The 26,349-nt window shown below is 38.0% G+C and carries 20 protein-coding genes and 5 pseudogenes; 10 read left to right on the top strand and 15 right to left on the bottom strand.

Annotation, left to right across the window (positions count from 1 at the left end; genetic code table 11):
• Positions 1-204 (bottom strand): annotated as a pseudogene (locus E0409_RS13145) (IS6 family transposase); the annotation flags it as partial.
• Between the two features lie 96 nt (positions 205-300).
• Between E0409_RS13145 and E0409_RS13140 the strand changes: the two are divergent.
• A pseudogene (locus E0409_RS13140) lies at positions 301-594 on the top strand (IS5/IS1182 family transposase); the annotation flags it as partial.
• 131 nt (positions 595-725) lie between these two features.
• Here E0409_RS13140 and E0409_RS13135 read toward each other — a convergent pair.
• From E0409_RS13135 to cadR, 7 genes are all read right to left on the bottom strand, one after another.
• A complete protein-coding gene (locus tag E0409_RS13135; RefSeq protein ID WP_004812236.1) occupies positions 726-917 on the bottom strand; it encodes a hypothetical protein in 192 nt (63 codons plus the stop codon).
• 203 nt (positions 918-1,120) lie between these two features.
• Complete coding sequence (locus tag E0409_RS13130; protein WP_004665978.1) at positions 1,121-2,020, bottom strand: cation diffusion facilitator family transporter; 900 nt, start codon at positions 2,018-2,020, stop codon at positions 1,121-1,123.
• A gap of 85 nt (positions 2,021-2,105) precedes the next feature.
• Positions 2,106-5,264, bottom strand: coding sequence for an efflux RND transporter permease subunit (locus E0409_RS13125; RefSeq protein WP_131291513.1), 3,159 nt, complete (start codon positions 5,262-5,264; stop codon positions 2,106-2,108).
• Positions 5,254-6,516 (bottom strand): efflux RND transporter periplasmic adaptor subunit, encoded by a 1,263-nt coding sequence (locus E0409_RS13120; RefSeq protein ID WP_071851559.1) that lies wholly within the window; start codon positions 6,514-6,516, stop codon positions 5,254-5,256. Before E0409_RS13120 ends, E0409_RS13125 begins: the two co-directional genes overlap by 11 nt.
• A 1-nt stretch (position 6,517) precedes the next feature.
• On the bottom strand, positions 6,518-7,885 hold the full coding sequence (locus E0409_RS13115) for a TolC family protein (protein WP_004677225.1): 1,368 nt from the start codon (positions 7,883-7,885) through the stop codon (positions 6,518-6,520).
• 48 nt (positions 7,886-7,933) lie between these two features.
• Positions 7,934-8,344 (bottom strand): hypothetical protein, encoded by a 411-nt coding sequence (locus E0409_RS13110; RefSeq protein ID WP_025465702.1) that lies wholly within the window; start codon positions 8,342-8,344, stop codon positions 7,934-7,936.
• A 142-nt stretch (positions 8,345-8,486) separates the two neighbouring features.
• The gene (cadR, locus tag E0409_RS13105; RefSeq protein WP_004733193.1) at positions 8,487-8,879 is read right to left on the bottom strand and encodes a Cd(II)/Pb(II)-responsive transcriptional regulator; all 393 of its coding nucleotides are present in this window, start codon (positions 8,877-8,879) and stop codon (positions 8,487-8,489) included.
• 90 nt (positions 8,880-8,969) lie between these two features.
• On the opposite strand from cadR, the gene E0409_RS13100 reads away from it, so the two are divergent.
• A complete protein-coding gene (locus E0409_RS13100) occupies positions 8,970-10,250 on the top strand; it encodes a cation efflux transmembrane domain-containing protein (RefSeq protein ID WP_104500112.1) in 1,281 nt (426 codons plus the stop codon).
• A gap of 215 nt (positions 10,251-10,465) precedes the next feature.
• Here the strand turns inward: E0409_RS13100 and E0409_RS13095 are convergent, their stop codons facing one another.
• From E0409_RS13095 to E0409_RS13085, 3 genes are all read right to left on the bottom strand, one after another.
• A complete protein-coding gene (locus tag E0409_RS13095; protein ID WP_104470814.1) occupies positions 10,466-11,032 on the bottom strand; it encodes a recombinase family protein in 567 nt (188 codons plus the stop codon).
• A 273-nt stretch (positions 11,033-11,305) separates the two neighbouring features.
• Complete coding sequence (locus E0409_RS13090) at positions 11,306-12,502, bottom strand: hypothetical protein (protein WP_165541341.1); 1,197 nt, start codon at positions 12,500-12,502, stop codon at positions 11,306-11,308.
• Positions 12,492-13,529 (bottom strand): nucleoid-associated protein, encoded by a 1,038-nt coding sequence (locus E0409_RS13085; protein ID WP_131291509.1) that lies wholly within the window; start codon positions 13,527-13,529, stop codon positions 12,492-12,494. Before E0409_RS13085 ends, E0409_RS13090 begins: the two co-directional genes overlap by 11 nt.
• A gap of 377 nt (positions 13,530-13,906) precedes the next feature.
• Here E0409_RS13085 and E0409_RS13080 point away from each other — a divergent pair, with 377 nt between their 5' ends.
• From E0409_RS13080 to E0409_RS13065, 5 genes and pseudogenes are all read left to right on the top strand, one after another.
• Positions 13,907-15,199: a toll/interleukin-1 receptor domain-containing protein gene (locus E0409_RS13080; RefSeq protein ID WP_131291507.1), complete on the top strand. Its 1,293-nt coding sequence runs from the start codon at positions 13,907-13,909 to the stop codon at positions 15,197-15,199.
• A 171-nt stretch (positions 15,200-15,370) separates the two neighbouring features.
• Complete coding sequence (locus tag E0409_RS13075; protein ID WP_131291505.1) at positions 15,371-16,945, top strand: type I restriction-modification system subunit M; 1,575 nt, start codon at positions 15,371-15,373, stop codon at positions 16,943-16,945.
• A pseudogene (locus E0409_RS17090) lies at positions 16,945-17,427 on the top strand (restriction endonuclease subunit S); the annotation flags it as partial. The gene E0409_RS13075 and the pseudogene E0409_RS17090, both read left to right, overlap by 1 nt.
• A gap of 6 nt (positions 17,428-17,433) precedes the next feature.
• A pseudogene (locus tag E0409_RS17085) lies at positions 17,434-18,159 on the top strand (restriction endonuclease subunit S); the annotation flags it as partial.
• A gap of 129 nt (positions 18,160-18,288) precedes the next feature.
• The gene (locus E0409_RS13065; protein ID WP_131291501.1) at positions 18,289-21,174 is read left to right on the top strand and encodes a type I restriction endonuclease subunit R; all 2,886 of its coding nucleotides are present in this window, start codon (positions 18,289-18,291) and stop codon (positions 21,172-21,174) included.
• 84 nt (positions 21,175-21,258) lie between these two features.
• Here E0409_RS13065 and E0409_RS13060 read toward each other — a convergent pair whose 3' ends face one another.
• A complete protein-coding gene (locus E0409_RS13060; RefSeq protein WP_131291499.1) occupies positions 21,259-21,483 on the bottom strand; it encodes an XRE family transcriptional regulator in 225 nt (74 codons plus the stop codon).
• A 154-nt stretch (positions 21,484-21,637) separates the two neighbouring features.
• On the opposite strand from E0409_RS13060, the gene E0409_RS13055 reads away from it, so the two are divergent.
• Entirely contained in the window at positions 21,638-21,883 is a 246-nt protein-coding gene (locus E0409_RS13055) for a hypothetical protein (RefSeq protein ID WP_131291498.1), read from the top strand.
• A 166-nt stretch (positions 21,884-22,049) separates the two neighbouring features.
• Here the strand turns inward: E0409_RS13055 and E0409_RS13050 are convergent, their stop codons facing one another.
• Positions 22,050-22,286, bottom strand: a complete 237-nt coding sequence (locus tag E0409_RS13050; protein WP_131291496.1) for a hypothetical protein — start codon at positions 22,284-22,286, stop codon at positions 22,050-22,052.
• The gene (locus tag E0409_RS13045) at positions 22,283-22,912 is read right to left on the bottom strand and encodes an AAA family ATPase (RefSeq protein ID WP_131291494.1); all 630 of its coding nucleotides are present in this window, start codon (positions 22,910-22,912) and stop codon (positions 22,283-22,285) included. Before E0409_RS13045 ends, E0409_RS13050 begins: the two co-directional genes overlap by 4 nt.
• Before the next feature lie 437 nt (positions 22,913-23,349).
• On the opposite strand from E0409_RS13045, the gene repM reads away from it, so the two are divergent.
• Together repM and E0409_RS13035 are read left to right on the top strand one after the other, a co-directional pair.
• A complete protein-coding gene (gene repM / locus E0409_RS13040) occupies positions 23,350-24,264 on the top strand; it encodes a replication initiation protein RepM (RefSeq protein ID WP_131291492.1) in 915 nt (304 codons plus the stop codon).
• 415 nt (positions 24,265-24,679) lie between these two features.
• Positions 24,680-26,077 (top strand): replication initiation protein, encoded by a 1,398-nt coding sequence (locus tag E0409_RS13035; RefSeq protein ID WP_131291489.1) that lies wholly within the window; start codon positions 24,680-24,682, stop codon positions 26,075-26,077.
• A gap of 81 nt (positions 26,078-26,158) precedes the next feature.
• Here E0409_RS13035 and E0409_RS17080 read toward each other — a convergent pair.
• Positions 26,159-26,266, bottom strand: a pseudogene (locus E0409_RS17080) (IS5/IS1182 family transposase); the annotation flags it as partial.
• Positions 26,267-26,349: the final 83 nt, after the last annotated feature.

Genomic DNA, 26,349 nt, shown 5'->3' with positions numbered 1-26,349 from the left:
ATTACGCCAATACCAGCGTAAACGTTTTTCTATTTCAGGAGCATAACGTTGAACCCAACGGTAAATAGTCGTGTGATCAACATTCACACCCCGTTCGGCCAGCATTTCCTGCAGTTCACGATAGCTAATGCCATATTTACAATACCAGCGCACAGCCCAAAGAATGATTTCGCCCTGAAAATGCCGACCATGGAAAGGATTCATATGCTGCACCTTTAGCTAAAACAGTCTTCAGCTTACCATTCGTGGTTATTTGCAACAGTGCCCTTCAGCTTACCATTCGTGGTTATTTGCAACAGTGCCGTAATTCCACCCAGGAAGAATGCCAAGCCCTGGAAAGATTCTAAAATCAGTTCAATAGAACGAAATGAGTTACTTCAAACGGTTAAGCATTTAGGCAGAACCCTATGGAAAAAATGGTCGGGCTATCACCGTCGCAGTTTGGTGGAAACCAAGATGCATTGCATCAAATTATTAGGAGATAAGCTGACGGCAAGACATTTTCAAAGTCAGGTCAATGAAGTTCATGCGCGTGTGGCAGTTCTGAATAGATTTACGGAATTAGGTAGACCTCACACCCAAGTTGTCACTTAAATTTGAATGGATTGGGGAAAACTCAGCTTTTGAATGTTTATGCAACAAAGCCGGTTTTAGTTATAAACTTATTCATTCAGGAATTATATTGCTGAATGAATAAGTCTAATTGATTTATTTATGCAACCCAACTATTCATTTGATTCATTTGATTCATTTGATTCATTATTTTTAACTTGTTTTTGTTTAGAATTTTCAACTTTAGAAGCTTTTAAATTCTTTTCAAGAAATAACAAGCCGCCATCTGCATAACTAAAACTTGCGATACTAAAGAATGCACTAATTAACAGTAATTTAGTACAAAATTTATTTTTGAATAGCATGTTTATTTACTCTCATTTAATACTTGTTAGATATTCTAACTTTAAAGAATTAACACCCAGAGGACTCATAAATTACATTCTTGTAATTTTAAAATGTCTCAGGATGGTGTTTAAAGTGCGTGTGATAAATAGAAGTGTAATACAGGAAAATGGTAAGGTTTATCAGCCTAGTCATCTGTCCATTATGTAGAAAGAGCAGCACTTTAATGTTTATGCTGTTCCAATGTATTACATTCCTTACTTTCTATTTGTAACGTAATTTCAGTAATACTATGATTATGTTTTAGAACGTCTAAGGCCTTTTGATAGAGCTGATCTGGATCGCTATTAGGAGCAACCAAATGAGCAGTTAAATGAATGTTTTTTGAAGATATAGCCCAGACTTTCAACTGATGAATCCCTTCAACACCCTCTAGCATCAATAAATCATTTCTTAACGACTCAATATCAATCTCATCAGGAACCCCTTCAAGCAAAATATGGATACTTTGTTTTAATAAAACCCAAGTTCGAGGTAAAACCCAGAAGCCAATTAACACAGCGATTACGGTATCTACCCACATCCACTGGGTAAAATAAATGACCACTCCTCCGATAATCACGCCTATCGATCCCAGTGCATCACTAAGGACTTCTAAATATGCGCCTTTCACATTTAGACTTTCTTGAGCACTCGCAGAAAGGATTTTCATTGAAATCAAATTTATGACCAAACCAATGACTGCGACAATCATCATTCCAACACTTTGAATTTCAGCAGGATGCGTAAAGCGTTGGTAAGCTTCATAGACAATATATATCGCCACCACAAAAAGCATCACTGCATTAAACAGAGCCGCTAAAATTTCGAATCGCTGATAGCCAAAAGTTCTTTTATCATCTGCGGCTTTTTTACCAATTTTGATAGCAGCAAGAGCAATAGCTAATGCGGCTACATCAGTAAACATGTGAGCGGCATCAGACAGTAATGCTAAACTTTGGGTAATAAAAGCAGCGACAACTTCTACTATTAAAAAAGTAGTCGTTAAACCCAAAGCAAACATTAATTTCTTACTATTTCCTTCAGTAACAACCGCATGGCTATGATCATGATGTTCTGACATAAAATTTTCCTTATTTAATCCATGATTAGCAGAGATATTTGAGACAGACCCAATATCTCTGCTAAAAATTGCTTAATCTAATGGATTAAGAAGCTTTCTTTTCATTCATCCACCGGTACAGTACAGGCAGTAAAACCAATGTAAGCAGGGTAGAGGAGATAATTCCTCCAATGACTACAGTCGCTAAAGGTCTCTGTACTTCTGCCCCAGTCCCGGTTGCCAAAGCCATCGGAACAAACCCAAGCGAAGCAACACAAGCGGTCATCAGCACAGGTCTAAGACGCAAAATTGCACCCTGCCACGTTGCATAATAAAGGTCATATTGCTGTCGCAACTCTTTGATAAAGGTGAGCATGACTAAGCCATTCAGTACAGCCACCCCCGATAGTGCAATGAAGCCAACCCCTGCTGACATGGATAATGGAATGTCACGCAACCACAATGCGATTAAGCCTCCACATAAGGCAAACGGGACACCACTAAAGACCAGTAAGCTTTCTTTGATATTATGGAATACAGCCATCAATAAAATAAAGATCGTCAACAATGCGAGCGGAACCACCAATTGCATACGCGCTTTTGCAGACATCAGATTTTGAAATTGACCGCCATAATCTATCCAATAACCGCTTGGTAATTCCTGTTTGGATAACGTGCTCTGAAGTTCTGTTACGAATGAGCCTAAATCGCGTCCTTCTACATTTGCAGTAATAACCACCCGACGTTTACCATTTTCACGGCTGACCTGATTAATACCCAGGATATTTTCAACGCGTGCAACATCTTGCAGTTGGACTAAACCACCATTTGGCAATTGAACAGGAAGTAGCGCTAACTGCTCGGGACTACGCTGGGATTCATCTAGACGGATAACAAAATCAAAACGCTTGTCTCCCTGTAGAATGGTTCCAACATTTTGACCACCGACACTTGTCGCCACCAGATCCTGAATTGCTCTTACCGACAAGCCGTATTGTGCTGCTCTGGACTTATCAACTTCTACATTCAACAAGGGTAAGCCGCTGGTTTGCTCTACATTAACGGCTGTCGCGCCTGAAATTGATTTAATTTTCTGAGAAATCTTATTCGCTTCACGATTCAGAATTTCCATATCATCGCCAAATAACTTGACACCCACATCACTTCGCACCCCTGAAATTAACTCGTTAAAACGCAGTTCAATGGGTTGCGAGAACTCACTGTTATTTCCCGGCAATGTCGCTAAGAAAGTAATCATTCTTTGGCGAAGCTCATCAATCGTTTGTTTTGGATCAGGCCATTCATCATGAGGTTTTAACAGTACCACGCCATCTGAAATGTTGGGTGGCATGACATCTGTGGCCACTTCTGCTGTACCGGTACGGGCAAAGATTGCTTTAATTTCAGGAAATTCTTTCAACAGTAACTTTTCAGTATTTTCCTGCATTCTCAGTGACTGTTCTAACCCTGTACTTGGGGAACGCATTTGCTGAACAGCAAAATCACCTTCACCCAGTTGAGGTGCAAACTCGCTACCTGTTTGAGTGGCTAGCACACCCGTAAGCACTAAAATACAGGCAGCCACAATAGTCACAAATAAACGAAGCTCATAGGCTCTATCTAAAAGCAATTCATATTTGGTTTTAAGCCAATGCATCCAGCGACTTTCGGTTTCCTTGACTTCTCCAGTGACAAATAGGGCAACTGCGGCTGGCACAAAAGTGACAGATAAAATCATGGCCCCAATTAAAGCCAGTACAACCGTCATTGCCATAGGATGGAAAAGTTTGGCTTCTACACCGGTTAAGGTAAAGATGGGCAGATAAACCACCAAAATAATCAACTGTCCAAAAATGAGAGGGCGACGTGCCTGTTTCGCAGCCAAGAAGACTTCTCTAAATCTTTCAGAACGGCTCAGCAAACCACCTTTCAGCTTCTGAGCTTCGGCTAGCCGCCGGATACAGTTTTCTACAATAACCACTGCACCATCAATAATGATACCGAAGTCCAATGCCCCCAAACTCATCAGATTCGCACTGATTTTCTGTTCTGCCATTCCCGCCAGGGTAAACAGCATTGAGAGTGGAATAACGCAAGCCGTGATCAGCGCAGCACGGAAATTACCTAAAAAGAGAAATAAAATAACAATGACGAGGATTGCGCCTTCAATCAAATTTTTCTGAACGGTTTTAATCGCGCGATCAACCAAATGTGTACGGTCATATACGGTCTCAATCACTACGCCTTTAGGTAAGGATTGCTGGATCGATTGCACCTTTTCATCAATGGCTTGAGCAACGGTACGGCTATTTTCTCCCATCATCATCATGGCAATACCCAATACAGTTTCTTCACCATTATAGGTTGCAGCACCGGTTCTCAAGTCATGACCAATCGATACCTTGGCAACATCTGCAACCCGAATCGGATAGCCGTTTTTATTGGCAATACTGATGTTCTGAATATCTTCAATCGTGTTTAAAGTGCCGGGCACCCGCACAGTCAACTGTTGTCCATTTTTCTCAATATAGCCTGCACCACGGTTTTCATTGTTTTCTGTTAAGGCGGTCTGTAAATCAGTCAAAGGAATTTGCAATTGCTGCAATCGGTTCAGGTCAGGGGCAACCACATAGGTCTTGTTAAATCCACCAATACTGTTGATTTCCGCAACACCTTTCACACGCTGTAATTGCGGCCTCACAATCCAGTCCTGAATTTCACGCAAGTCCATAGCCGAATAAGACGTCCCATCCGGCTTTTTAGCATTAGGTTCGGCTTTAATCACCCATTGATAGATTTCACCTAAACCTGTCGAAATAGGCGACATGGTCGGTTGCACATCTTCAGGCATTTCTCCCATTGCTTCTTGCAAGCGCTGGTTGATGAGCTGTCTGGCCCAGTAGATATCAGTACCATCTTCAAAAATGATGGTCACTTGCGATAAACCATAGCGTGAAATAGAGCGGGTTTGTTCCATATTCGGCATGCCTGACATGGCATTCTCGATAGGATAGGTAATCCGCTGTTCCATCTCCAAAGCAGTAAAGCCATTGGCAGAAGTGTTGATCTGTACTTGTGTATTGGTGATATCAGGCACGGCATCAATCGGCAGCTTTTGATAGCTGTAAATGCCTACGCCAATCCAGGCCACAATAAACAGCATGACCCAGATGGCATTATGAATTGAAAACTGGATCAGTCGATCAAACAGTCCTTCAGGCTTTATTGACTCATTATTAGATATTTGAGAATTTTCAGTGCCCATGTGAAGCCTCTCCTTTTTCCATTTCAGATTTCAGTAAGAAACTACCTTGAGCGGCATATTTTTGTCCCTGATTAAGCCCATTTACCACTTCAATCCACTGGCTCTCCCCAGATGACTGACCTAATTTCACCGGCTGCGGACTGAATTCAACTTTCTGTCCATGTTGAGTGGCGACAAAAACCACATCCTTTCCATCGATATTCTGAACTGCTGACTTAAGCACCCGTAATGCGGTACTTTCACTCTTTTGTTGCAGCAGTACGTTTACCATCAAGTTTGGACGTAATTCGGTTGCATTCGATTCAACTTTTGCTCGAACCTGAAGACGACCCGTTTGAGTATCCGCTTCAGTATTTAAAGTCTGGATAACTGCCTGATAGACCTTTTCAGTTTGCAAGGATTTAAATTCGATCTTTTGATTCGGGGCTAAACCCATAATTTCAGAATTTGGAACAATAAACTCAAGCCAGAGCTGATCTAACCGGTCTATAGTAAAGAGCTGATCGGCTAACTGAACATTTTCTCCGAGCACCAAATCCTTTTTACTGATCACGCCGGAAATGGGGGCTTTCAAAATATAGCGCCCGTTACTGGTATTCACAGCACCAAACGCACTTAAACGTGATTGGGCCGATTGGACCTGAATTTGCGCCCGTTTATAGCTGTTGTAAGCACGTTGATAGTCCTGTTTTGCTGAAATACCCTGTGACCACAGCTGACGCTCACGCTCGAAGTCCTGTTTCGCCAGTTCAAGGTTGGTTTGTTCAATTTTTAGATTGGCCTGCTGATCGACTAAATCAGGAACAAGCAACGTGGCCAAAGACTGTCCTTTCTGAACTTTTTGGCCGAGTTCTACATAGACATTTTCGACATGACCACTAAAACTCGGAGAGACATGCGCTTGCTGGTCGGTATTCACGTTAAGTTTTGCTGGATAAGAACTTAATTTAACCACCGGACCTTGATCGACTGCTGATAACTGTATGCCTTGTTCAACCAGTTGCTTGGCCGTCAGGCTCACGCCTTCTGCATGCTCTTCGGTTTCACCGCCATGTTCCTCTTTGCCTTCTTCACTTCCATGTTCCTCTGCGCCTTCTTCCTCTGCATGTTCATCTGATGTTTCAGATTTATTCTTACCCGACAAGATCAAGAAAATACTGAGTAGTACGGTTGCGCCGATGACCAAACCAATCAGTAGAGGTTGAGAGATTTTTCCGCTCTGTTTTTTTAAGCTGTTTTTAAGATCGAACATGTTAATTTCCCCCACCAATGACAGGCATGGCCTGTATGTCTTGCCATAAGTTTTGATTGATTTGTGCAATAGCATCTTTCGACATGACTTCACTTGGGCTAATGCCTAAGCTCAAACTTTCTGCTTCAATGGCCTTTTGCCAGCCATCCCGTAACAACTGGACTTTACGCAGACGGATGTCTTGTAATTGAAGCGTGGCTTGCTGAACATCGGTTAAAGCAAACTTGCCTGCCAAGAAACCTTGTAGCGTCTTACTTTGAACTTGAGTCGCCAAAGGAATTTGAGTCTCGTCAACGACTTTGAATTGCAGCTCTAAACCCTGCAACTCGGTTAAAATTGTGCCTATTTGCAGCGCATTTTGCTTTAGATAAAACTCTTTCTGACGCTCTAATAAGTTCATTTTTTCTTGCGCGATTTTTATGCCATTTTGCTGACGATCGAAAATATTAAGCGGTACACTGACTCCGACTACTAATTGATTTTGTGTGGAGTTTTCCAAGGATTGGGTGCGGTTGACACCTAGGTTTAAAGTGGGGTTAGGACGTGCCTTTGCCCTTAGTTGATCAACCGTTGCTTGAGACTCTAATACCAGTAAAGCTCGATATTTCTCAACGTAGTTTTCCGCTAAATATTCTTGAACCTGCTGATGAGTCGATTTTGGCCAGAGCTTTTGTGAAGAGAGGTTTACCTGCAATGACTTATCAGAGGTTCCCCATAAATTTGATAATTGTTGGGTGGCCACTTGGACTTGTAAGTCGGCCTGTCTAAAAAGACGGATATTTTCAGCATGACTTAAACGTGCGCGATTCACATCTACTTGCGCGATACCGCCCGCAGTAAAGCGCTTCTCGATCGCTTTAAGGTTTTCTTCGCTCACCCGAAGTTGTTCATTGACAATGTTTCTTTCAAGTTCGGCAATGGCCAGTTGTGACCATACATATTTCACTGCAAGCTCAATTTGCGCTTGATAAATCTTCTGCTTCAGTGCTGTTTTATCTGTAGAGAGACTGGCTAATTTTTGGTTTGCTTTTCGCTCACCAAAAATATCCAAGGGTTGTGATATGCCAATGGTAAGCTCTTTTTCATTATTTGAACCAAATCCCGTTTGTTCAACTGACAGTTCAGGATTTTTAAACAGCTTACTTTGCTGAAGATTCGTGGCATTAATGCTGTTTTGCGTTTCCCAGAAATTTTGGGACGCTTGATACTGGTTGACCTGATCAATGGCTTGTCGCAGCGTTAAATCTTGAGGACTGGCGACTACAGAAGTACTCAAGCTGATCATTGCTGATAGCAAGACACCTGTACGGAATGCTGACCAGGATAAATTCAGGATAGAAGTATCCTGATATAATTTGTTTTTTGACATGAAATGCACCACACATAATGAGATTAGGAGTGGTGGGCTTTTATAAGACTACCCCACCAATAGTAGGGGCAAATCAGGAGGGGGTGTTAATTGATTCAGATAAGGGGATTTATAAAAAGTTCTTCCCAAATAAGATGGTGTAAGGACTGTCTCAAAATGAGTTTTAAGCTTCAAATCATCGGGTGGGTCAATCTGAATCACGATTGTATTTGAGAAATGACTGCACTTTTCGTTAAAACAAACCTTCTGACAATAGTCATAAATTTCTTTATAGTTTTCTAAGGAATAAAGTGCTTGACTAGGACTATCACTCTTTTCGTCTAAATCGATTGGATTAGAGAGTATTGAATTGGGTATGTTTGGCATTTCATGCAGACACGCAGCCTCTGCCACACTCCAAATATTCTGGAATGTGAATAAGAGTACCAATATCTGGATTAGAAATGTTTTTCTCTTCATACACAAATCTGTATTTAAAACACCAATAAGAAGCTGTCCAGATCTATCAAAGATCTGATCACAGAATTTGAGTAACCTTAAACTTTTTGCAGCCTTAAGTAAAGATATACAGAATTTTTGAAAAAAGCATAGGTCTAGATAATCAAGCTAGATTTTTTAGAACTCCACATTGGTCAATTGTACATAAGCCATCACAAGTACCTCTTAAATCAGATAATTGTTCAATAAGCTTTTGTTGCTTGATTATATTTTCTCTGATAGCACTGACATGTAAGTCAATTAATTCATTCACATCTGAACAATTTTTCTCAGGTTTGTCTTTATAGGTAAGTAATTGACGAATTTCATTCAAACTCATATTTAAAGTTCGGCAATTCAAAATAAACTTAATTCGCTCAACATAGCCTATATCGTAAAGGCGGTAATTTCCTTCCGTTCTTTCGGGTTCCGGAATTAAACCTTCCTTTTCATAAAACCTAATTGTTAATACTGAACATGAGGTTTTTTTAGAGAGTTCACCAATTTTTAAATGCATTGAGTTGGTATTTCCAAAAAATCTTGACTCTATAGTAACTATAGGGATTCTAATATTCAAAGTTTATAAATTTTTTTAATGGGTATAACTATGAGTGGTTGTGGATGTAGTAAAGAAACACCATGCGAAGATAAGAAATCTCAACAAGAAAATCATCCATCAATTGCAGAAGCAAGCAATTCAAAGAATTGTGATAATACGCCTAGCTGTTGTGGTGAAGAGGAAGAAGAAAAATCTTCATCTCCTTGCTGTAACACTTCAAACAGTTGTGAAGATACCGCTCAATCCTGTTGTGGTTCTGATCCCAAAGAAAATTTAAGCACTGAAAACGTTTTAAAAGATTCGCACTACATGAGTGAATACTTAGTTCCCAAAATGGATTGTTCTGCGGAAGAACAGATGGTTCGTATGGCGCTATCTTCAATTGATGGTGTTCAAAAACTCATCTTTGATTTACCTAACCGTTCTTTAAAGGTTCTACATAATCAAAAAGATGAAAATATAACCACCAAACTTGAAGGACTGGGTTTTGGGGCAAAGCTTGTGAAGACTGAAACTTATATAAGCAATCAACAGGCCAAGCAAACAAGTACCTACACCATTCCTAAAATGGATTGCTCTGCTGAAGAGCAAATGGTCCGTATGACTCTTGCAGATCTTGAAGCAGTTAAAGGTCTTACTTTTGATCTTCCCAATCGAAAACTGAAAGTCTTCCATAATGAAGGGATTCAGCAAATTACGGCCAAACTTGAAGGACTGGGTTTTGGGGCGAAACTTGATGAAACACAGCTTTCTTCAGGTGACCTACCCAATGAACCTGATCCTGTAAGACAAGCTAAAGTACTTAAACTGTTATTAGGCATTAATGCTCTACTGTTCTTTATAGAATTCATCAGCGGTATTATTGCTGCTTCTACAGGATTGATTGCTGATTCTCTAGATATGTTTGCCGATGCAGCCGTTTATGGTATTGCGCTATATGCCGTCGGGAAAGCTGCGAAATATCAAGTAAAAGCAGCTCATTTTGCAGGCTGGATTCAGTTATTACTCGCTGTCATCGTGATTGTTGACGTCATTAGACGATTCATGTTTGGAAGCGAGCCAGAATCAACGCTCATGATTGTTATTGGCCTGCTCGCACTTATAGCTAACGTGACATGCTTATATCTTATTTCTGGTCATCGAGAAGATGGCGCACATATGAAAGCCAGTTGGATTTTCTCAGCGAATGACGTTGTGGTAAATATGGGCGTCATATTTGCCGGTGTACTCGTGGCATGGACGGGATCAGCTTATCCAGACTTAATCATTGGTATACTGGTTTCTTTATTCGTACTTAATGGTGCTCGAAAGATTTTGGCTTTGAAGTAAGGTACAACAAGAGTTATACCGAGCGAACCAATACTAAAAACCCCAGCAGGATGCCGGGGTTTTTTCTTTTCTAAACATCTGGGGTGATTGATTAAATGGTCATCTAAAATCAGTATGATAGTTCAATCTCCCCCCTCGAATAGGCTTTTTCATAGATTTATCACATTCCCTCATTTTCATAAGCTAAACTAAATATAGTCGAAAATTCAATTGAGTTATTCCCCGGCTTTTAAATAGCGGTATACCGCTTGACGACTAATACCGAATGCCTGACCTAATGCCATTTTTGAAGGATATTTCCCTTCCTTCCATGCTTGTCGTAAAGCTTCAGCCTGCTCAGGTTTCAATTTATGTACCCGACCTTTGTACTTCCCTTGAGCTGATGCCAGTTTAATTCCTTCCTTTTGCCGCTCCAGAATAATCTCACGTTCGAACTGTGCAAAAGCACCCATCAGTTGCAGCATCAAATTATCCATCGGAGTGGATTGGGCCGTAAAAGTAATATTTTCTTTTACAAACTGGATGGAGATCCCTCGTTTGACCAGTTTATCTACTTCAGTCACCAAATCTTTTAAGCTTCGCGCAAAACGATCCATGGAATGTACTATCACCTGGTCTCCTTCCCGGACATAATTCAACATTTCTTGAAATTTCGGTCGGTCGGTATTTTTACCTGACGCACGATCAACAAAAATCCGGTCGACTTCAATTCCCTCAAGTTGACGTCCAGTGTTTTGCTCGACAGAACTGACCCGGACATACCCTACTTTTTGGCCTTTCACTTTTTCACGCCCCAATTGAAGAAAAATGAACAATTTCGTAAATTATAAATTTTTAATACCAAAGTTACATGTTATATATGATTAAAAATCATTTAAATGGTACATAATTTTACGAACTTTTAGGCTGTTACTTTAGGGTATACCTTAAAGTAACATAAATTTAGATATTAAAAACTTGTCGCCACTTTTTTAGCCATCATAAAAAAGTACAATACAAATTACACTTAGTTTGAGTTGCATTTGTACAGTTTAGGTATGGAAGTGATTTCTAGATTAATCTAACCAGGCCGGGGTGGTTGTAAGAATTAAATAACACATAATAGTTACGACTAGACCAATAGAAGTTATCCACTTGACACTTATTAAAATTAACTCTTGAAAATCTAGACGTTTGAAAAGATCACTAAAAGGTCCTTTCGGATTATCTGCCAAAATTTTTTGATAAATAATGTTATTAGATTTTTGTAGATGTCCATCTTTACGTTGAAGTTCTACTTTTATTGCATAAAGGGAATCTGATTGATTTCTCACTAAAAAGAACATAATGAGTGTAAAAATCACAACACCCATTAATACACCTGTATTAACGATAAATTGATAATTATAGTCTTTATTTATTTGGGTAACTGCTTTGAATTGGGTCGCTACAATTACTGTAGCGATTGGAATTCCTAATAATTGATTTTGGATGTCGCTGATAACTTTATGGATTTTTACCTGTTCCTCAAGTTTGGTATTTTCTATTTCATTTTTCAGTTTTTCAAAAGAAAAATTTGAGGCAAAAAGTGCATAATCATGATCAAGATTTTCATATATTTTATCTAGATTTTGTAAGATAAATGCGAATCGTTCATTCGCTGGAGTATTTTTGCATAATTCAACGATTGATTTAGCTAATATAGCTAACTTTTGTGAATGATGAATATCATCTGTCATAAAAATAGAAATTTTTTCAATCATGTCTGGATCTACAGAATCCAAATCTTGAGCGGAATATTGAACATCAATTTCTAATTTTTCTGGTTCAATAAACACCATACGTGAAGTTGCAGAATCTGTGAACGCAGAGGATTTACTTAGAACTGCAATAAGTAATAATAGCTTTTCATATTGATTGATAATGTCTGGTTTAGGTTCTGAAGAACTAGAATCCCAGGCAAGATCCATTAGATAATATTTTCTTTTATTTTTTGCTTTGAAATACTTGTGCTTACAAAGTTGATTAATATCTGAAAAAAAATCTCCAAATTTTGAAGATAGAGGATCTCGTCGGAAAAAACGACGAGTTTCCCCTACTTGAATTAACCCCTGCTGTGTAGATTGAAAGCCGGAATCTTCTTCATGATCAAAAGCGAGTTGTAAAATTTGTGCAGTATCAGGTGAATCAACTTCAATGTGACCTTTAGAATATCCATCTTCAAAGATCGCTTTTTTATATAAAGCAATCAATTGATCACGATTAATCTGCATCATCTTCTTCCAAACCTTGTACCTGTTTGGCGAACATAGCTTTATCTTCAGTATCGTCTACAGGAATTGTTAACTTACCAGTTTGAGGGTCATATTCAGCTCCATGTTTAAAAGCTTCACGACTCAATTTGATATCCCAATAACGTGATTTTGTCTTTAACTCTATTAGTCTTTTAAGTGATCTACTATCTGGGATAAAACCATCTGAAATAGAATTCTGATCTGAAGCAAGGAATGTTCTTAAGCTATCTGGATCGGTAGGCAATAAGATGTTAGAAAGATGTTCAAGGAAAATAGGGGTTTTTGCTTTTGAAGCTGCTTTTAGAAAATCATAGGCTCTATTGCTTATAGCTGTTCTTTCCTCATAGCCATAATTTTGCTGATCAAGATAGCTATTCAAAACATCAATTAATTTATTACTTTCGAGTACATTATCGTTAGTAGTTTCACAACCTAAAAATTCTTTAAAATACTCTGAAGAAGTGTGTGATCCACGAATAAAACTGACATAACGATCTTCTTGATTTTGCCATTGTGTTAAGTTTACGCGTCCTGCATGTCTTAATTTACTTAAATCAATATAAACAGACTTTTCTACTTCAAAAGATTCGTTAATCCCTGCACCAATAATTTCATTGACAACAGCTATAGCTATAAATTTTTGATTATTATAATTATATAAACAAATTACTACCCAACCACCAGTGACAGCTTTACCCTTAACTTTTGCTACTAAGTGATCTAGAATTTTAATTGATAAGTCATAGAAATTATCAGATTTTGAATAAATTTCTGCATCAGTCAAAATGGTTGAGATTGGATAGTTGATTGTATCATCAGAGAATTTTCCAAATGTTCTACCACCTTGCTCAATATATTTTTTATTGAGTTCATCCATTAAACCTTGTATCGGACTATTTACAGTTAAAATAGAAGACCCAACTTGACGATTAAAATTAGCGCCTTCCGAGTCCCTGACTAATTTATGAACGATAAAGGATGAAATTTCACAAGGAGTAGTAGACATGATCCTCTCAAATAAAAAGTAATTAATTTTAATCTAGATAGAATACTATAAAATTATGAGCTCAATAGCTGATGTTTATTTTTTAGGACAGACTGTGTCGCTTTAATTTCTCGTAATTTGGATTTTTACGCTAAATATTTATCACTATGACTTCTAGCTTACGTGGGTTTTGTTACATCAATATATGAGACACTGATTTTAGTATGTGTTATTTTAAATTAACAATTTATAAAAACCTTTAAAATCATATATTTATAAAATATTTATGCAACAAAGCCTATTTAAACTCTAAAAAGTAATAGTACGTCAAATGCTTACTTCCATATAAATAACTTTTCTTCTATTCTCAATCTAATTTCTCTTTATCTTTTCTAGTGATGAAACCACCTAAAGTTTTTATTAGTTATGCCCATGCAGGAAAAAAATTAGCAGATGATGTTTTAAATTTTTCAAATTATCTTCGATCTAGAGGAATTGATGCAGAAATAGATCAATATGAGGAGGCTCCGCCACAAGGCTGGCCTCTGTGGATGGCTTCTCAAGTAGATCAGGCAGATTTCGTTTTAGTTTTATCGACAGAAACATATTATGAAAGAAGTAAGGACTTTTCTGAAAATCCGAATAATGGATTAGGTTCAAAGTGGGAAACTTTACATATTCTTCAAAAAGTTTATGAAAATGCATTTAACAATAAAAAATATATTCCCATTTGTTTAAGTAAAGAAAATAAAGAATTTATATTAGATTCTTTAAAACCATATACTTACTATGATGTAAGTAATGCTGATTCAAAAGAAAGACTAGTTAATCGATTATTAGGTAATAATACAAATATCAGACCTAAACTAGGCGAAAATATCCAAGAAAATGAAGAATTTTCGCCTTTAGAGCCAAGAATTCGAAAACACTTATTCGTTACTAGCTTAATAGATTTAGAATTGTGGGATAAAGCTCATTGGTGTGGAGTAGCTTTTAGCTTTGCTCAGGATGAGGACCTAGAAGATATACCCATTATTGGCCTAGGCTTTAGGAAACCTAAAATAGGAAAACAGATTTTTGATGACTTGAATAAATCTATTAATAATGATGACTTAAAAAATCATATAAGAGTTAGCATTGTTAAAGACATAGATCATTTAAATCCATATAAATATAGAATGCTTATTGGGCCAAATGAAGAATATTTAAATACAATGTCGGATCGAATTAAAGCTCAAAATCCTGATCACGATATAGATAATACAACTTCTATTTTTATGGGTATAAGTAGAGTCTTAGAGCTAAACCCCCAATCAGGAGAAAATCTCCAAAAATTTATTAAGGTTTTTGATGAAAGAAAATTTTTCTATCTGACTAATATGAAAGAGAAATTGGAAAAAGATAAAGATCCCTCTTTTTATACAACACCATTAGCTATTGATTCTCCTAAAGACTATATTGATTTTGATAATGCCATACTTAAAAAAGACATAAACATCAAAACACTAATAGATTTAAACAAAGAAAACCCTAAAAGTTTAGACCATGCAGTTTTTAGTACTATTGATACTCGAAAACTTATGAAAGATCATCGTATCGAAAAAAGTAAAAGGGAGAAAAAGGCTGTTGAAAAGAGAAAACGAAGGGCAAAAGAAGTAAAAAAGACAAAAAAATCGGCTAAGAAGAAATAAGTAAAAAATAAATTAAAATACCATAAGGCCCATTAATCGGGCCTGTGGCTTATTTATTTAACATAAAATCTCATACACCCAATTCGGGTGTCAGAACCAAAAACCTAATTTTTATAAGCAGATACTCGCTATACTTAAGCAAATTTGGGTATTACTAGAGATTCTTGCTTCATGACACAGGTTCAACTTCAACAATTACAAAAACATCTTTGGAATATTGCAAACGATTTACGTGGAAAAATGGGAGCTGATGAGTTCCGTGACTACATTCTCGGCTTCATTTTCTACAAATACCTGTCTGAAAAAGCGATTAGCTTTGCCAATGAATTACTTAAAGATGAAGGCTTGGCAGAAAAATACCATCAACTTGATGAAAATAACCCTGATCACGCTGAACTCATTGACGGCATCAAAGAAAACTCAGTCGAAGAAGTCGGTTATGCCCTAGCTCCAAAGCAACTGTTCCACACAATTGCTGAACGTGGTCGTCAAGGTGAATTCATTCTTGATGAATTATCAAATACCTTACGAGAAATCGAACGTAGTACCTTGGGTGCTGAGTCTGAAGATGATTTTGCCAATCTATTTGAAGATCTCGACCTTAATTCAACCAAACTCGGCAACAATGCCAACGATCGTAATGAATTGGTCAGCAAAGTACTGACGCATTTAGACAATATTGATTTTGATCTGAGTAACTCAGAATCAGATGTCTTGGGTGATGCCTACGAATACTTGATTGGTGAATTTGCATCTGGTGCAGGTAAAAAAGCAGGTGAATTCTATACACCGCAAACTGTATCTACCTTACTTGCAAAGATCGTGACTCAAGGCAAAGAACGCCTGCGTTCAGTCTATGATCCGACATGTGGTTCAGGTTCATTGCTGTTACGTGTAAAACGTGAAGTTCAAGATGTCGATATGATTTACGGTCAAGAGATGAACCGGACCACCTACAACCTGGCACGAATGAACATGATTCTGCATGATGTTCACTTTGCTAAATTCGATATCAAGCAAGAAGATACCTTAATTCGCCCACAACACATTGATCAGCGTTTTGAAGCAGTAGTTGCCAACCCTCCATTCTCAGCCAAATGGTCAGCAGATCCAATCTTCTTACAAGATGAGCGTTTTAGCCGTTTTGGTAAGCTTGCACCAAGCTCAAAAGCGGATATGGCTTTTGTTCAGCACATGCTTCATCAACTCGATCACAACGGCACGATGGCGGTTGTTCTTCCGCATGGTGTGTTGTTCCGTGGTTCAAGTGAAGGTGTGATCCGCCAGTACCTGATTGAAAAACTCAATGTCATTGATGCTGTGATCGGCTTACCTGCCAATATTTTCTACGGTACATCTATTCCAACCTGTATTTTGGTGCTGAAGAAGAATCGTGAGCATACAGGCAATATTCTATTCATTGATGCCAGCAATGACTTCGAAAAACAAAAGAACCAAAACAAGCTGTTGCCTGAGCATATTGAAAACATCATTGCGGCCTATGAAAATCGTCAAGACATTGAAAAATATGCTTATGTTTCTACCTTACAGGAAGTCAAAGATAACGATTACAACCTCAATATTCCTCGTTACGTTGATACCTTCGAAGTTGAACATGAAATAGATCTGAAAGCCATTGCACAGCAACTTAAAGAACTTGAGCAACAAAGCCAAAGTACAGACAAAGTGATCGCTGAATTCTGTAAAGAGCTTGGCATTGATTCACCATTTGCGGAGGTGAAGTAATGGTTGCACCAAAATTAAGATTTAAAGAATTTAATGATGATTGGTCTCTAAAAAAACTAGGTGATATTTCATTTAAACCACAATATGGGATGAACTCTTCAGCGACAGAGTTTGATGGAGAGAATAAATATTTAAGAATTACAGATATCAATGAGGATGACCATTCTTTTAATTTTTCAAAATTAACATCTCCTGATGATGATTTAGATGATAAATACCTATTAAAAAATGGGGATTTACTATTTGCTAGAACAGGGGCAAGTGTTGGAAAAAGTTACTTATATAACTCAAAAGATGGGAAAGTTTATTTTGCGGGATTCTTAATTAAGTTTTCACTTCACACAAATGTAAATCCATATTTTATATTTACCCAAACTTTATCTAAAAAATTTCAAAATTGGGTAATTACTAATTCTATGCGTTCAGGACAACCTGGCATTAATGCAGAAGAATATTCGTCATTGCCTATTACATTTACCTCTCTAGAAGAACAAACCAAAATCGCTTCTTTTTTTTCCACAGTGGATGAAAAGATTAGTCAGCTTTCGCAAAAACTCCACCTTCTGGGCCAATATAAACAAGGCATGATGCAAAAGCTGTTTAGTCAGCAGATTCGCTTTAAAGCGGATGATGGCAGTGAGTTTAGGGATTGGGAGGACAAACCTTTAAATGAAATAGCTTGTAAAAATACGATAAAAAATAAAGATGGAAGTATTACTGAAGTTTTAACAAATTCTGCTACACAAGGAATTATTAAACAGAGTGATTATTTTGAACGAGAAATCGTAACTGAATCAAATCTAACAGGTTATTATCTCGTAAACGTAAATGACTTTGTATATAACCCTAGAATATCTGTTCATGCACCTGTTGGGCCAATAAAACGCAATAAAAAATGCTTAGGTATAATGTCTCCACTCTATACCGTTTTTACTATAAAAACAGGTAATTTAAATTATCTAGAGTACTTCTTTGATTGTGATTTTTGGCATGATTATGTCAAAAGTGTTGCTAATTCAGGAGCCAGACACGATCGAATGAATATAACCAACAAAGATTTCTTTGAAATGCCCATTCTATATCCTTGCCTAGAAGAACAAACTAAAATCGCTAACTTCCTTTCATCAATCGACCAAAAAATTGATGTTGTTTCAGAGCAGTTAGAACAAGCCAAGCTTTGGAAAAAAGGACTTTTACAGCAAATGTTTGTTTAAATACTGAGAACGTCAATTCATCCATCTGATTGAAAGACTTTGAGGGTAAAACATCACAGTATGTTTCGATCTTCAATCAGATGGATTTCAGTTAGATCACCGTAATTCAATAAAAAATTAGAGAAAGAGATGTCCGTACAAAGCGAAGCTCAACTTGAAAATGAACTCATTGAACAGCTCAAAAACCTGGGCTATCACCAGGTTGATCTCAAAGATGAAAATCAACTGCTGAGCAATCTAAAAGTTCAAGTTGAACGCGCCAATGACATCGCTTCTTTCTCTGCAAATGAATGGGCACAAATCCTCAATCACTTAAAAGCAGGGAACAGCTTTAACTGTGCCAAAGTACTGCGTAATCGCTTTCCTGTAAACTTTGATGATGGTTCTACACGGCATATCGATTTTTTGTTTGCCGATCCTGGTCAAAATATCTATCAAGTGACCAATCAGATCGCTATCGATCACAGTGCCAGTAATGGCCACACCAGTCGCTTTGATGTCACCTTGTTGATCAATGGCCTACCATTGGTGCAAATCGAGCTAAAACGCGCAGGGGTAGAGCTTCCTGAAGCCTTTAACCAAACCCAACGCTATGCCAAAGTCGCTTATAGTAGCGGAGCAGGTCTGTTTAATTACATCCAGCTATTCGTGATCAGTAATCGTGACCACACCCATTACTATTCAACAGGCACCAGCAATTTCGAATTCACCTTCCCCTGGGCAGACTTTGACAATAAGCACATCCATAAAATCGAGACCTTTGCCGAAGCCTTTTTAAAGCATCAGCACATCACCCAAATGCTGACTGAATACATGGTGATCCTGGAAGTTGAAAAGCGTTTGATGGTGCTACGCCCCTACCAAATCTATGCGGTACAGCAGATTATTCAGCGTGTGCAACATTCAGCGCAAAATGGCTATATCTGGCACACCACAGGCTCAGGAAAAACCCTCACCTCCTTCAAAGCCAGTCAACTCATCATGCGCTTGCCTGAAGTGGAAAAGGTTCTCTTCGTGGTGGATCGTAGTGATCTCGATACCCAAACGGTACGTGAGTTCAATGCCTTCAAGAAAGACAGTGTTGATACCACCAAGAATACCGGCACCCTGGTCACTCAGTTGGGCCAAAAGCACGACAAACTGATTGTCACCACCTTACAAAAGCTCAATATTGCCATCAGTTCTGACCGTTATAGCGATCAGATTCGCTATCTTAAAGATAAAAAAGTCGTGATCATTTTTGATGAATGTCACCGTAGCCAATTCGGCGATACCCATCGCAATATCAAACGCTTCTTTAATCAGGCGCAAATGTTTGGTTTTACCGGAACGCCTATTTTTGAGAAAAATAGCCAACTGAAAATTGACTCACAAGCCGTCACCACCAATGCCCTGTTTGACGAATGTCTGCATAAGTACGTGATTACCGATGCCATTCGTGATGGGAACGTCCTACCCTTCCAGATTGCTTATCTGGGTAAATACACCAGCAAGGGCATCGAAAATAGCGACAGCTATGAAGAAGATGTAGAAGGGATTGATACCAAAGAGCTGTTTGATCACCCTGCCCGTCTCGAAATGATTACCCGCTATATCCTGGATAATCACCACATCAAAACCAAAAATAAAACCTTCACCTCGATGTTCTGTGTCAGTTCCGTTGAAGTCCTGACCCAGTACTACGAACTGTTCAAAAAAGTACAGCAGGAAAAACAGCAGCAAGCCGAAGAACAAGGGGGAATTTATACGCCATTGACCATTGCCACGATTTTTTCCTTTGCAGCCAATGAAGAACTCAAGGTCGAAGATCACAGTGGTTTAATTGAAGAAGAGTCTGCGGATCTCCCGACCCGGATCAGCCAATCCAATCGAGATAAGCTCGATCAATACATTGCGGAATACAATGCCAAATTTGGCCAGAACTACAACTCAGGTGATGAGTTCTACGCTTACTATCGTGACATTGCCAATCGGGTACGTAAAAAAGAAATCGATATTTTGCTCGTGGTGAATATGTTCCTGACGGGTTTTGACTCAAAACCACTCAACACCCTGTATGTCGACAAGAACCTTAAATATCATGGTCTCATTCAGGCCTTTTCGCGCACTAACCGTATTCTGAACGCAGACAAGCCGTTCGGTAATATCCTGTGCTTCCGTAACCTGAAACAGGCCACGGACCAAGCCCTCACCCTATTCTCAAATAAGGAGGAAGCGCAAAGAGTCGTGCTGATTCCAAGTTTCGACAGCATCAAGGAAAAATACAACGCTGCGGTCGCCCATTTACTCAGTATTGCCCCAGATCCTGATCAAGTCCCCAATACGCTGGATACCGAAGAACAGCAATTGGAGTACGTCAAAGCCTTCCGTGAGGTGATGCGGATCAATGCCCAATTGGAAAACTTTGTCGAGTATGACCAAGACGATACCGATTTAAACAAAGCAGAATTCCAGAAACATACCTCACAGTACAAATATCTGTACAACAACGTCCGTGTGGTCCAGCCTAAAGACAAAGTATCGGTCCTCAATGACGTCAATTTCCAGCTGGAACTGATCCACCGCGATACCGTGAATGTCGGTTATATCCTGAATTTACTGCAATCGGTGGTCAACCATAAAGATCCTGAAAAGAAACAGCAGTATCGTTCCCAAGTGCAAGATATCATCTCGACCAATCACAACTTGTATGACAAACAAGAGCTGATTCAAAAGTTCCTGGATGAAAACATTCCACGCATGGCCAATGGTCAAAGCGTTGAACAAGCTTTTGCCCAGTTTTGGGATGTGGAGAAAGAAAAGGCGCTGAATGAGCTGTGTCAAAAAGAAGCTATCAAACCTGAAGTCTTCAAAACGGTGCTCAGCCAATATGAATACACCCAGCGTTTACCTAGCCGCGAAGATGTCAAAGACTTACCGATTGCTCGCCCTAAGATTTCAGAACGTAAAACCCTGATGAATACCCTGGTTCTCAAAACTCGAAGTTTTATTGAAAAGTTTTACCGAGGTTTATAAATCCATCAAAATAAAAAAATGCCTGAAGTTCAGGCATTTTTTACGTTATGACTAACCACTAAAAACAATCAAAAAATAAGAGTTTTAGTCTTGTGAATACGACTTAATTTTTTCAAAAATTGGATAGAAATCTAATCCTTCATCTTTCATCGTAGAAATCAACGCAACGATTACAGCGATATGTGTAGGAACCACACCTTGTTTACTGTAATTCGTAATCGAATTAGGTTTCATATCCAATAAGGCAGCAAATTCCTTAATTGAAAGCCCTGCTTTACCGATAAGACGTTGAAATTCAGTATATGGCATTTGATTAAATTTATAGAAATGGTGTTTTGAGATTATAGCATAGGGTTACATTTACATAAAAACACATAAAAAAATGTGGTAAACACATATTTTTATGTGTTATAAATAACTTATCAAATAATCTATTTATCCTTCTTATTAGGAGAAACACACGATGTACTCATATCCTAATTCAAACACTGAAAAGAAAATTGCACTTATGATCATGAATGACTTTTTCATTCAAAAAGCACATGAACTTTGGATTTTTTTACAACTCGATCAGTGCTTTAACGATTATGAAGCCACACTGATTTGGACTCGACGGTATCTAGAGGAACATCCTGAGGGTGAATACAGCGATATTCAAAAAGCATTCCTTTCTTGTTTTCCAGAAAATTTCTTTAATTTTGACTATTAATTGATGAATCGTCTTTCCTCTTTTGTAGCAGTTGAAATTAGAGTAAACGCTATAAAAGAGGAAAGATTTAGATATAAAAAAGCCCTTAATGATTAAGGACTTTTTTGTATTCAAATTAAAACTAATTATTAACTAAATTAGTTTTATAAAAGTTTCAAATTAGTTGCTATTCCTCACTAAGTTTCTTCAAAGCAAATCTGATAATTCCATTATGGGTTTGGCCATACTTTTCAGCCAACTCGACCAATAATTGATACTCATATTCGTTCATTGGAATGGTGTGTGTCTTAAATTTTCTAGGTGCTTTCGGATCTAGTTTTTGAGCAGTCTGCTCATTAGCACCATTGATGAAGGCTTCCATGTCAGGAGATGAAGCCTTCGCAATTTCTCTTTTCTTAATCATGCTAAAAGCTCCTTCATGAATGACTCAAACTCTTCTATTGCTTTTGGGTTATTCGATTCAACAACACCTTTTCCTTCAGCAGTAACATCACGGTAAACCTTTCGATCATGGATTACAGATGACAATGCTGTGAACAATGGGAAATCAGCTAGATATTCATTCGCTTGTTGTACTTCAGATACAGATGGATTAGTCGGTGCTAAAGTTAATAAGCCAAATGGTTTTAAGTCTTCATTAAATGTTTTGGCTTGATCAATCACTTCAGACAGATGAGGTAAGGTATCAAGATCGAATTGTGATGGTCTAAACGGTACTACAAGGTAATGAGCTGTTAGCATTGCTGTTCTGAGCTCTTTACTATCATGTCCAGCAACATCAACAACAACATAGTCATAACGGCTATCAAGGTCTTTCAATGTGTTCTTGATGTCGCCATACCGTTGAACACAATTCACTTTAGGTAAGTCAGTGTCATCTCTGTCTCTAACCCAATTCGCTGAACTTTGTTGAGGGTCTGCATCGACAAGTACGATGTCTTTTTTATGTTTAGCAAGATAAGCTGCTATGTTGATGGCAATTGTAGATTTGCCACATCCGCCTTTTTGGCTTCCAATTAATACAATCATTTTAGATATATTTTAGAACTAATTTAAACTCAATATAGTTGCATTTTTTATTGATGTAAATAATTATGTTAGGTATGGATTTAGCATTAGTCTACATTTTCCCACCGAAATGATGGTTATTCTTCATACTGATTCATCACTGTAAATTGATACTCGTAAAACAAGAAAATCTCTTAAATTCTTAAACAGTAATTCTTTTATTTTTAATATTTTTAATATTTTTATTTTTAAGGCCTCTGTAAGCCTTGTATAGCAAGTGTTTCAGAGCTGATAAGTCTACATTTTCCCACCTTCAAGTCTACATTTTCCCACCCATTAGTCTACATTTTCCCACCCATTAGTCTACATTTTCCCACCTTCAAGTCTACATTTTCCCACCTTGTGCCTACACTGTTTATTGGTGTATGCTAATTGGGTTGTTACATAGGGAAACCTCAGTGAAAAATGAACTCGTAGTTAAGGATAATGCGTTAATCAATGCCAGCTATAATTTGGATACAACAGAACAACGGCTGATTCTCCTAGCAATTGTGCAGGCAAGAGAATTAAGCAAGCATGTGGACGCTAATAGCACGTTAGAGGTTCATGCTCATCATTATATGAAGCAGTTTAATGTTGATAAGCATGCTGCCTATGAGGGGCTTAAAAACGCAGCTAGCAACCTATTTGAGCGAAAATTCAGTTACAAGGGCATCCATGAGGGGACTCAGCAGGAAAAGATCGTGAAATCACGTTGGGTTTCCAAAATAGCGTATGTTGATTCCGCTGGGATTGTAGAGCTGACTTTTGCACCTGATGTCATCCCATTGATTACACAGTTAGAGAAGTCATTTACTGCTTACGAGCTTAAACAGATTAGCTCTCTTACAAGTAAATATGCAATTCGTCTTTACGAATTACTGATTCAATGGCGTAGTGTTGGCAAGACACCTATGTTTGAGTTAGACGACTTTCGCTTTAAGCTTGGATTAGCAGAGGGTGAATATGCCAAGATGGCTAATTTCAAAGCTCGGGTACTCGATACTGCATTAAACCAAATTAATGAATTAACAGATATCGTTGCTTCTTACGATCAGCATAAAAATGGACGTTTGATTAGTGGCTTCTCATTTACGTTCATAACTAAGCAGCAACCTAAGGAAGTCACTCATACCAAAGCGAAGAAGCTAACGGACAAGCAGATTCAATTCTTTGCTAACAAGCTAGCCCACTATGATCCATTTGCAAGCCAAAAAGCTGCAGTAGGGGAAAGCTATGCTGATTTAGAAAAAAGACTTCTGATTGAATTACAAGATGCCGAGGTTGTCAGAAAGTATGCTGGCGTACTCAAAGAGTTAGGTCTTGAGTTATAGAATACAACTAGATTAGTTGTTATATACTATTAATATAGTTTTGTAATGATTGCAATTTGATTACAAAAAAATTAAGCAGCAGAGAGCTCTTCTGCTAATTGTTCAGCCTGGGAATTTAGCTGTAGTTGTATAAAAAATTGAGTATTCAAAATCAAAAGAAAGATAATTTTACTTTTTTTCGAAAAAGTTAACCAAAAACAAAGTCATTTTTGGAAATGTTCTAGAATGAGGAAGTTGCCAAAACATTTAAAGAAATGTTTATAAAAAAACAGCAGACCAAAAAAAAGCCCGAAGTTTGGCGACCCTGGCTTTTTCTTGGCTTCATCAACAGATTTGTCATTGTTGATTCCACAATGTATTTGAATATTATGATGTGGTAATCGCATTTTGACAAGTCAAAATAGATTTGTCATACATGAGCGTTTATTTAGAAACCCTGCTTGAACAAAAAAGAGATCATAAAAGGTCTTGTTCAATTCCTGATACAGTTCGTGATTTTTTAATCACGCACTTACCGAAAAAGATGATGTGTAGCTCCACAATCAAAAGTGGGGATGTTCAGACTTATACTCTCGCTAAGAATATTGCACTTCGCTACGAGCACATCCAAGTTAATCATTATAACCGCTATAACTTCATTGTTATTGATGATGATGACTTAGATCCTTCTAATTTCATGGATCTACCGGTTGCGCCACCGAACCTTGTCGTAGTAAATCCGGATACAGGACATTCGCAGAAGTGGTATTTCTTGAAAGAAGGGGTGACACGGACACGTTTTGGAAGCCAAAAAGCTAAGGATTATTACTCAACTACCGCATTTAAGCTCACTGCAATCTACAATGGTGATGCGCATTATTCAGGATTCTTGGCTAGAAATCCCTTATCTAGCCGACACATTGTTTTTAGCCCTCATAGTGAGGCATATACGCTTGATCAGCTGAATAAATCAATGGGGGTGACTTCTGACGACTATAACGTGCAGAATCAATATAAATCTGATGCTTTCCTATTGATTGGTGAGTATTGCCGCCGCAATAAAAAATTGTCAGAAGCGGCAGGTATGGGACGTAATTGCACTATCTTCGAGATTCTTCGACACCAAGCATACACTGAATGGCACAAGTACTCAACAGAGCAGGCATTTGCGACTTATTTACGGGATGAAGCAGGTAAAATCAATAGAAATCGTTTTGCTGATGACCTGTTGCCTGAAAATGAGCTAAAGCATATAGCCAACTCCATTGCTCGTTACTGTTTCTCAAGACGAATTAAAACAACTGAAAACTTAAAGTCTTTCTCAAATCGGCAAAAGGCGAGAGGCAGTCTTGGAGGTAAAGCAAGATCAGAGCAGTATTATGATGCACGAGCTAAATTTACCACATTATACACTCAAAACCCTACATTAAAGACCAAACAGCTTGCTGAATTATGTGGAGTATCAGAACGAACCATCCGCAGCTATAGGAAGCAGATAGAACCTAAATTACCTACTATTGCTGAACTCGTACCATCCGCAAAACCATTAGTATTTAAAGATGAAGACGTTTATCAGCGTTCAAACAAATATCTAGCCAAACGATTCGGGGTATCTGTACGAACAATCCAACGCAGACGTTCAAAAAGTCGCACTATCTCCGCTCAGGCTATCACTCGTGCTTTGTTGGTAAAAGTGGAAGCTATAGGGGGTGCCAAAACGGAAAGTGGCCATTTCAGTTGTATTCACGAAGTGCAGGCGTTTAATAAGAATGCCTATAATGTTTATACCTTTTGTATTACTAAAATACCTTTTTTAATTCCGTTGCTTTTATAAATTTCTAAAAGTTTATGGAGTTTCCTTATTAGCTTTTACATCAAATAAAAATAAACATGCAAGCAATAGATCTTTCATAAATCATTTTTCACTCAGCTCTATATTGTAAATTCCATAGATTAAATTAAATCTCAACCATAGTCTTTTACCCCTATTTCGATAACTGTTAGCTAGAATTTTAAAAGCTTCAATATGACCAAGTACATGCTTAATTCTTATTTTGATTTCTTGGTTATACATTTTGAGTTCAGGATGGCTTTGTTGTACAAAGC

It is taken from the genome of Acinetobacter sp. ANC 4862 (assembly GCF_004336635.1).
GTDB lineage: Bacteria > Pseudomonadota > Gammaproteobacteria > Pseudomonadales > Moraxellaceae > Acinetobacter.
This window is presented reverse-complemented; position numbering and strand designations above follow the sequence as displayed.

Bases quoted from the DNA above. Each gene is read 5' to 3' on its own strand.
- E0409_RS13050 (WP_131291496.1), bottom strand. From the start codon at position 22,286: ATGATTAAGAAAAGAGAAATTGCGAAGGCTTCATCTCCTGACATGGAA.
- E0409_RS13060 (WP_131291499.1), bottom strand. From the start codon at position 21,483: ATGCCATATACTGAATTTCAACGTCTTATCGGTAAAGCAGGGCTTTCA.
- E0409_RS13090 (WP_165541341.1), bottom strand. From the start codon at position 12,502: ATGCAGATTAATCGTGATCAATTGATTGCTTTATATAAAAAAGCGATC.
- E0409_RS13120 (WP_071851559.1), bottom strand. From the start codon at position 6,516: ATGTTCGATCTTAAAAACAGCTTAAAAAAACAGAGCGGAAAAATCTCT.
- E0409_RS13085 (WP_131291509.1), bottom strand. From the start codon at position 13,529: ATGTCTACTACTCCTTGTGAAATTTCATCCTTTATCGTTCATAAATTA.
- E0409_RS13045 (WP_131291494.1), bottom strand. From the start codon at position 22,912: ATGATTGTATTAATTGGAAGCCAAAAAGGCGGATGTGGCAAATCTACA.
- E0409_RS13110 (WP_025465702.1), bottom strand. From the start codon at position 8,344: ATGAAGAGAAAAACATTTCTAATCCAGATATTGGTACTCTTATTCACA.
- E0409_RS13135 (WP_004812236.1), bottom strand. From the start codon at position 917: ATGCTATTCAAAAATAAATTTTGTACTAAATTACTGTTAATTAGTGCA.
- E0409_RS13075 (WP_131291505.1), top strand. From the start codon at position 15,371: ATGACACAGGTTCAACTTCAACAATTACAAAAACATCTTTGGAATATT.
- E0409_RS13130 (WP_004665978.1), bottom strand. From the start codon at position 2,020: ATGTCAGAACATCATGATCATAGCCATGCGGTTGTTACTGAAGGAAAT.
- cadR (WP_004733193.1), bottom strand. From the start codon at position 8,879: ATGCATTTAAAAATTGGTGAACTCTCTAAAAAAACCTCATGTTCAGTA.
- E0409_RS13035 (WP_131291489.1), top strand. From the start codon at position 24,680: ATGAGCGTTTATTTAGAAACCCTGCTTGAACAAAAAAGAGATCATAAA.
- E0409_RS13100 (WP_104500112.1), top strand. From the start codon at position 8,970: ATGAGTGGTTGTGGATGTAGTAAAGAAACACCATGCGAAGATAAGAAA.
- E0409_RS13115 (WP_004677225.1), bottom strand. From the start codon at position 7,885: ATGTCAAAAAACAAATTATATCAGGATACTTCTATCCTGAATTTATCC.
- E0409_RS13125 (WP_131291513.1), bottom strand. From the start codon at position 5,264: ATGGGCACTGAAAATTCTCAAATATCTAATAATGAGTCAATAAAGCCT.
- E0409_RS13055 (WP_131291498.1), top strand. From the start codon at position 21,638: ATGTACTCATATCCTAATTCAAACACTGAAAAGAAAATTGCACTTATG.
- E0409_RS13065 (WP_131291501.1), top strand. From the start codon at position 18,289: ATGTCCGTACAAAGCGAAGCTCAACTTGAAAATGAACTCATTGAACAG.
- E0409_RS13080 (WP_131291507.1), top strand. From the start codon at position 13,907: ATGAAACCACCTAAAGTTTTTATTAGTTATGCCCATGCAGGAAAAAAA.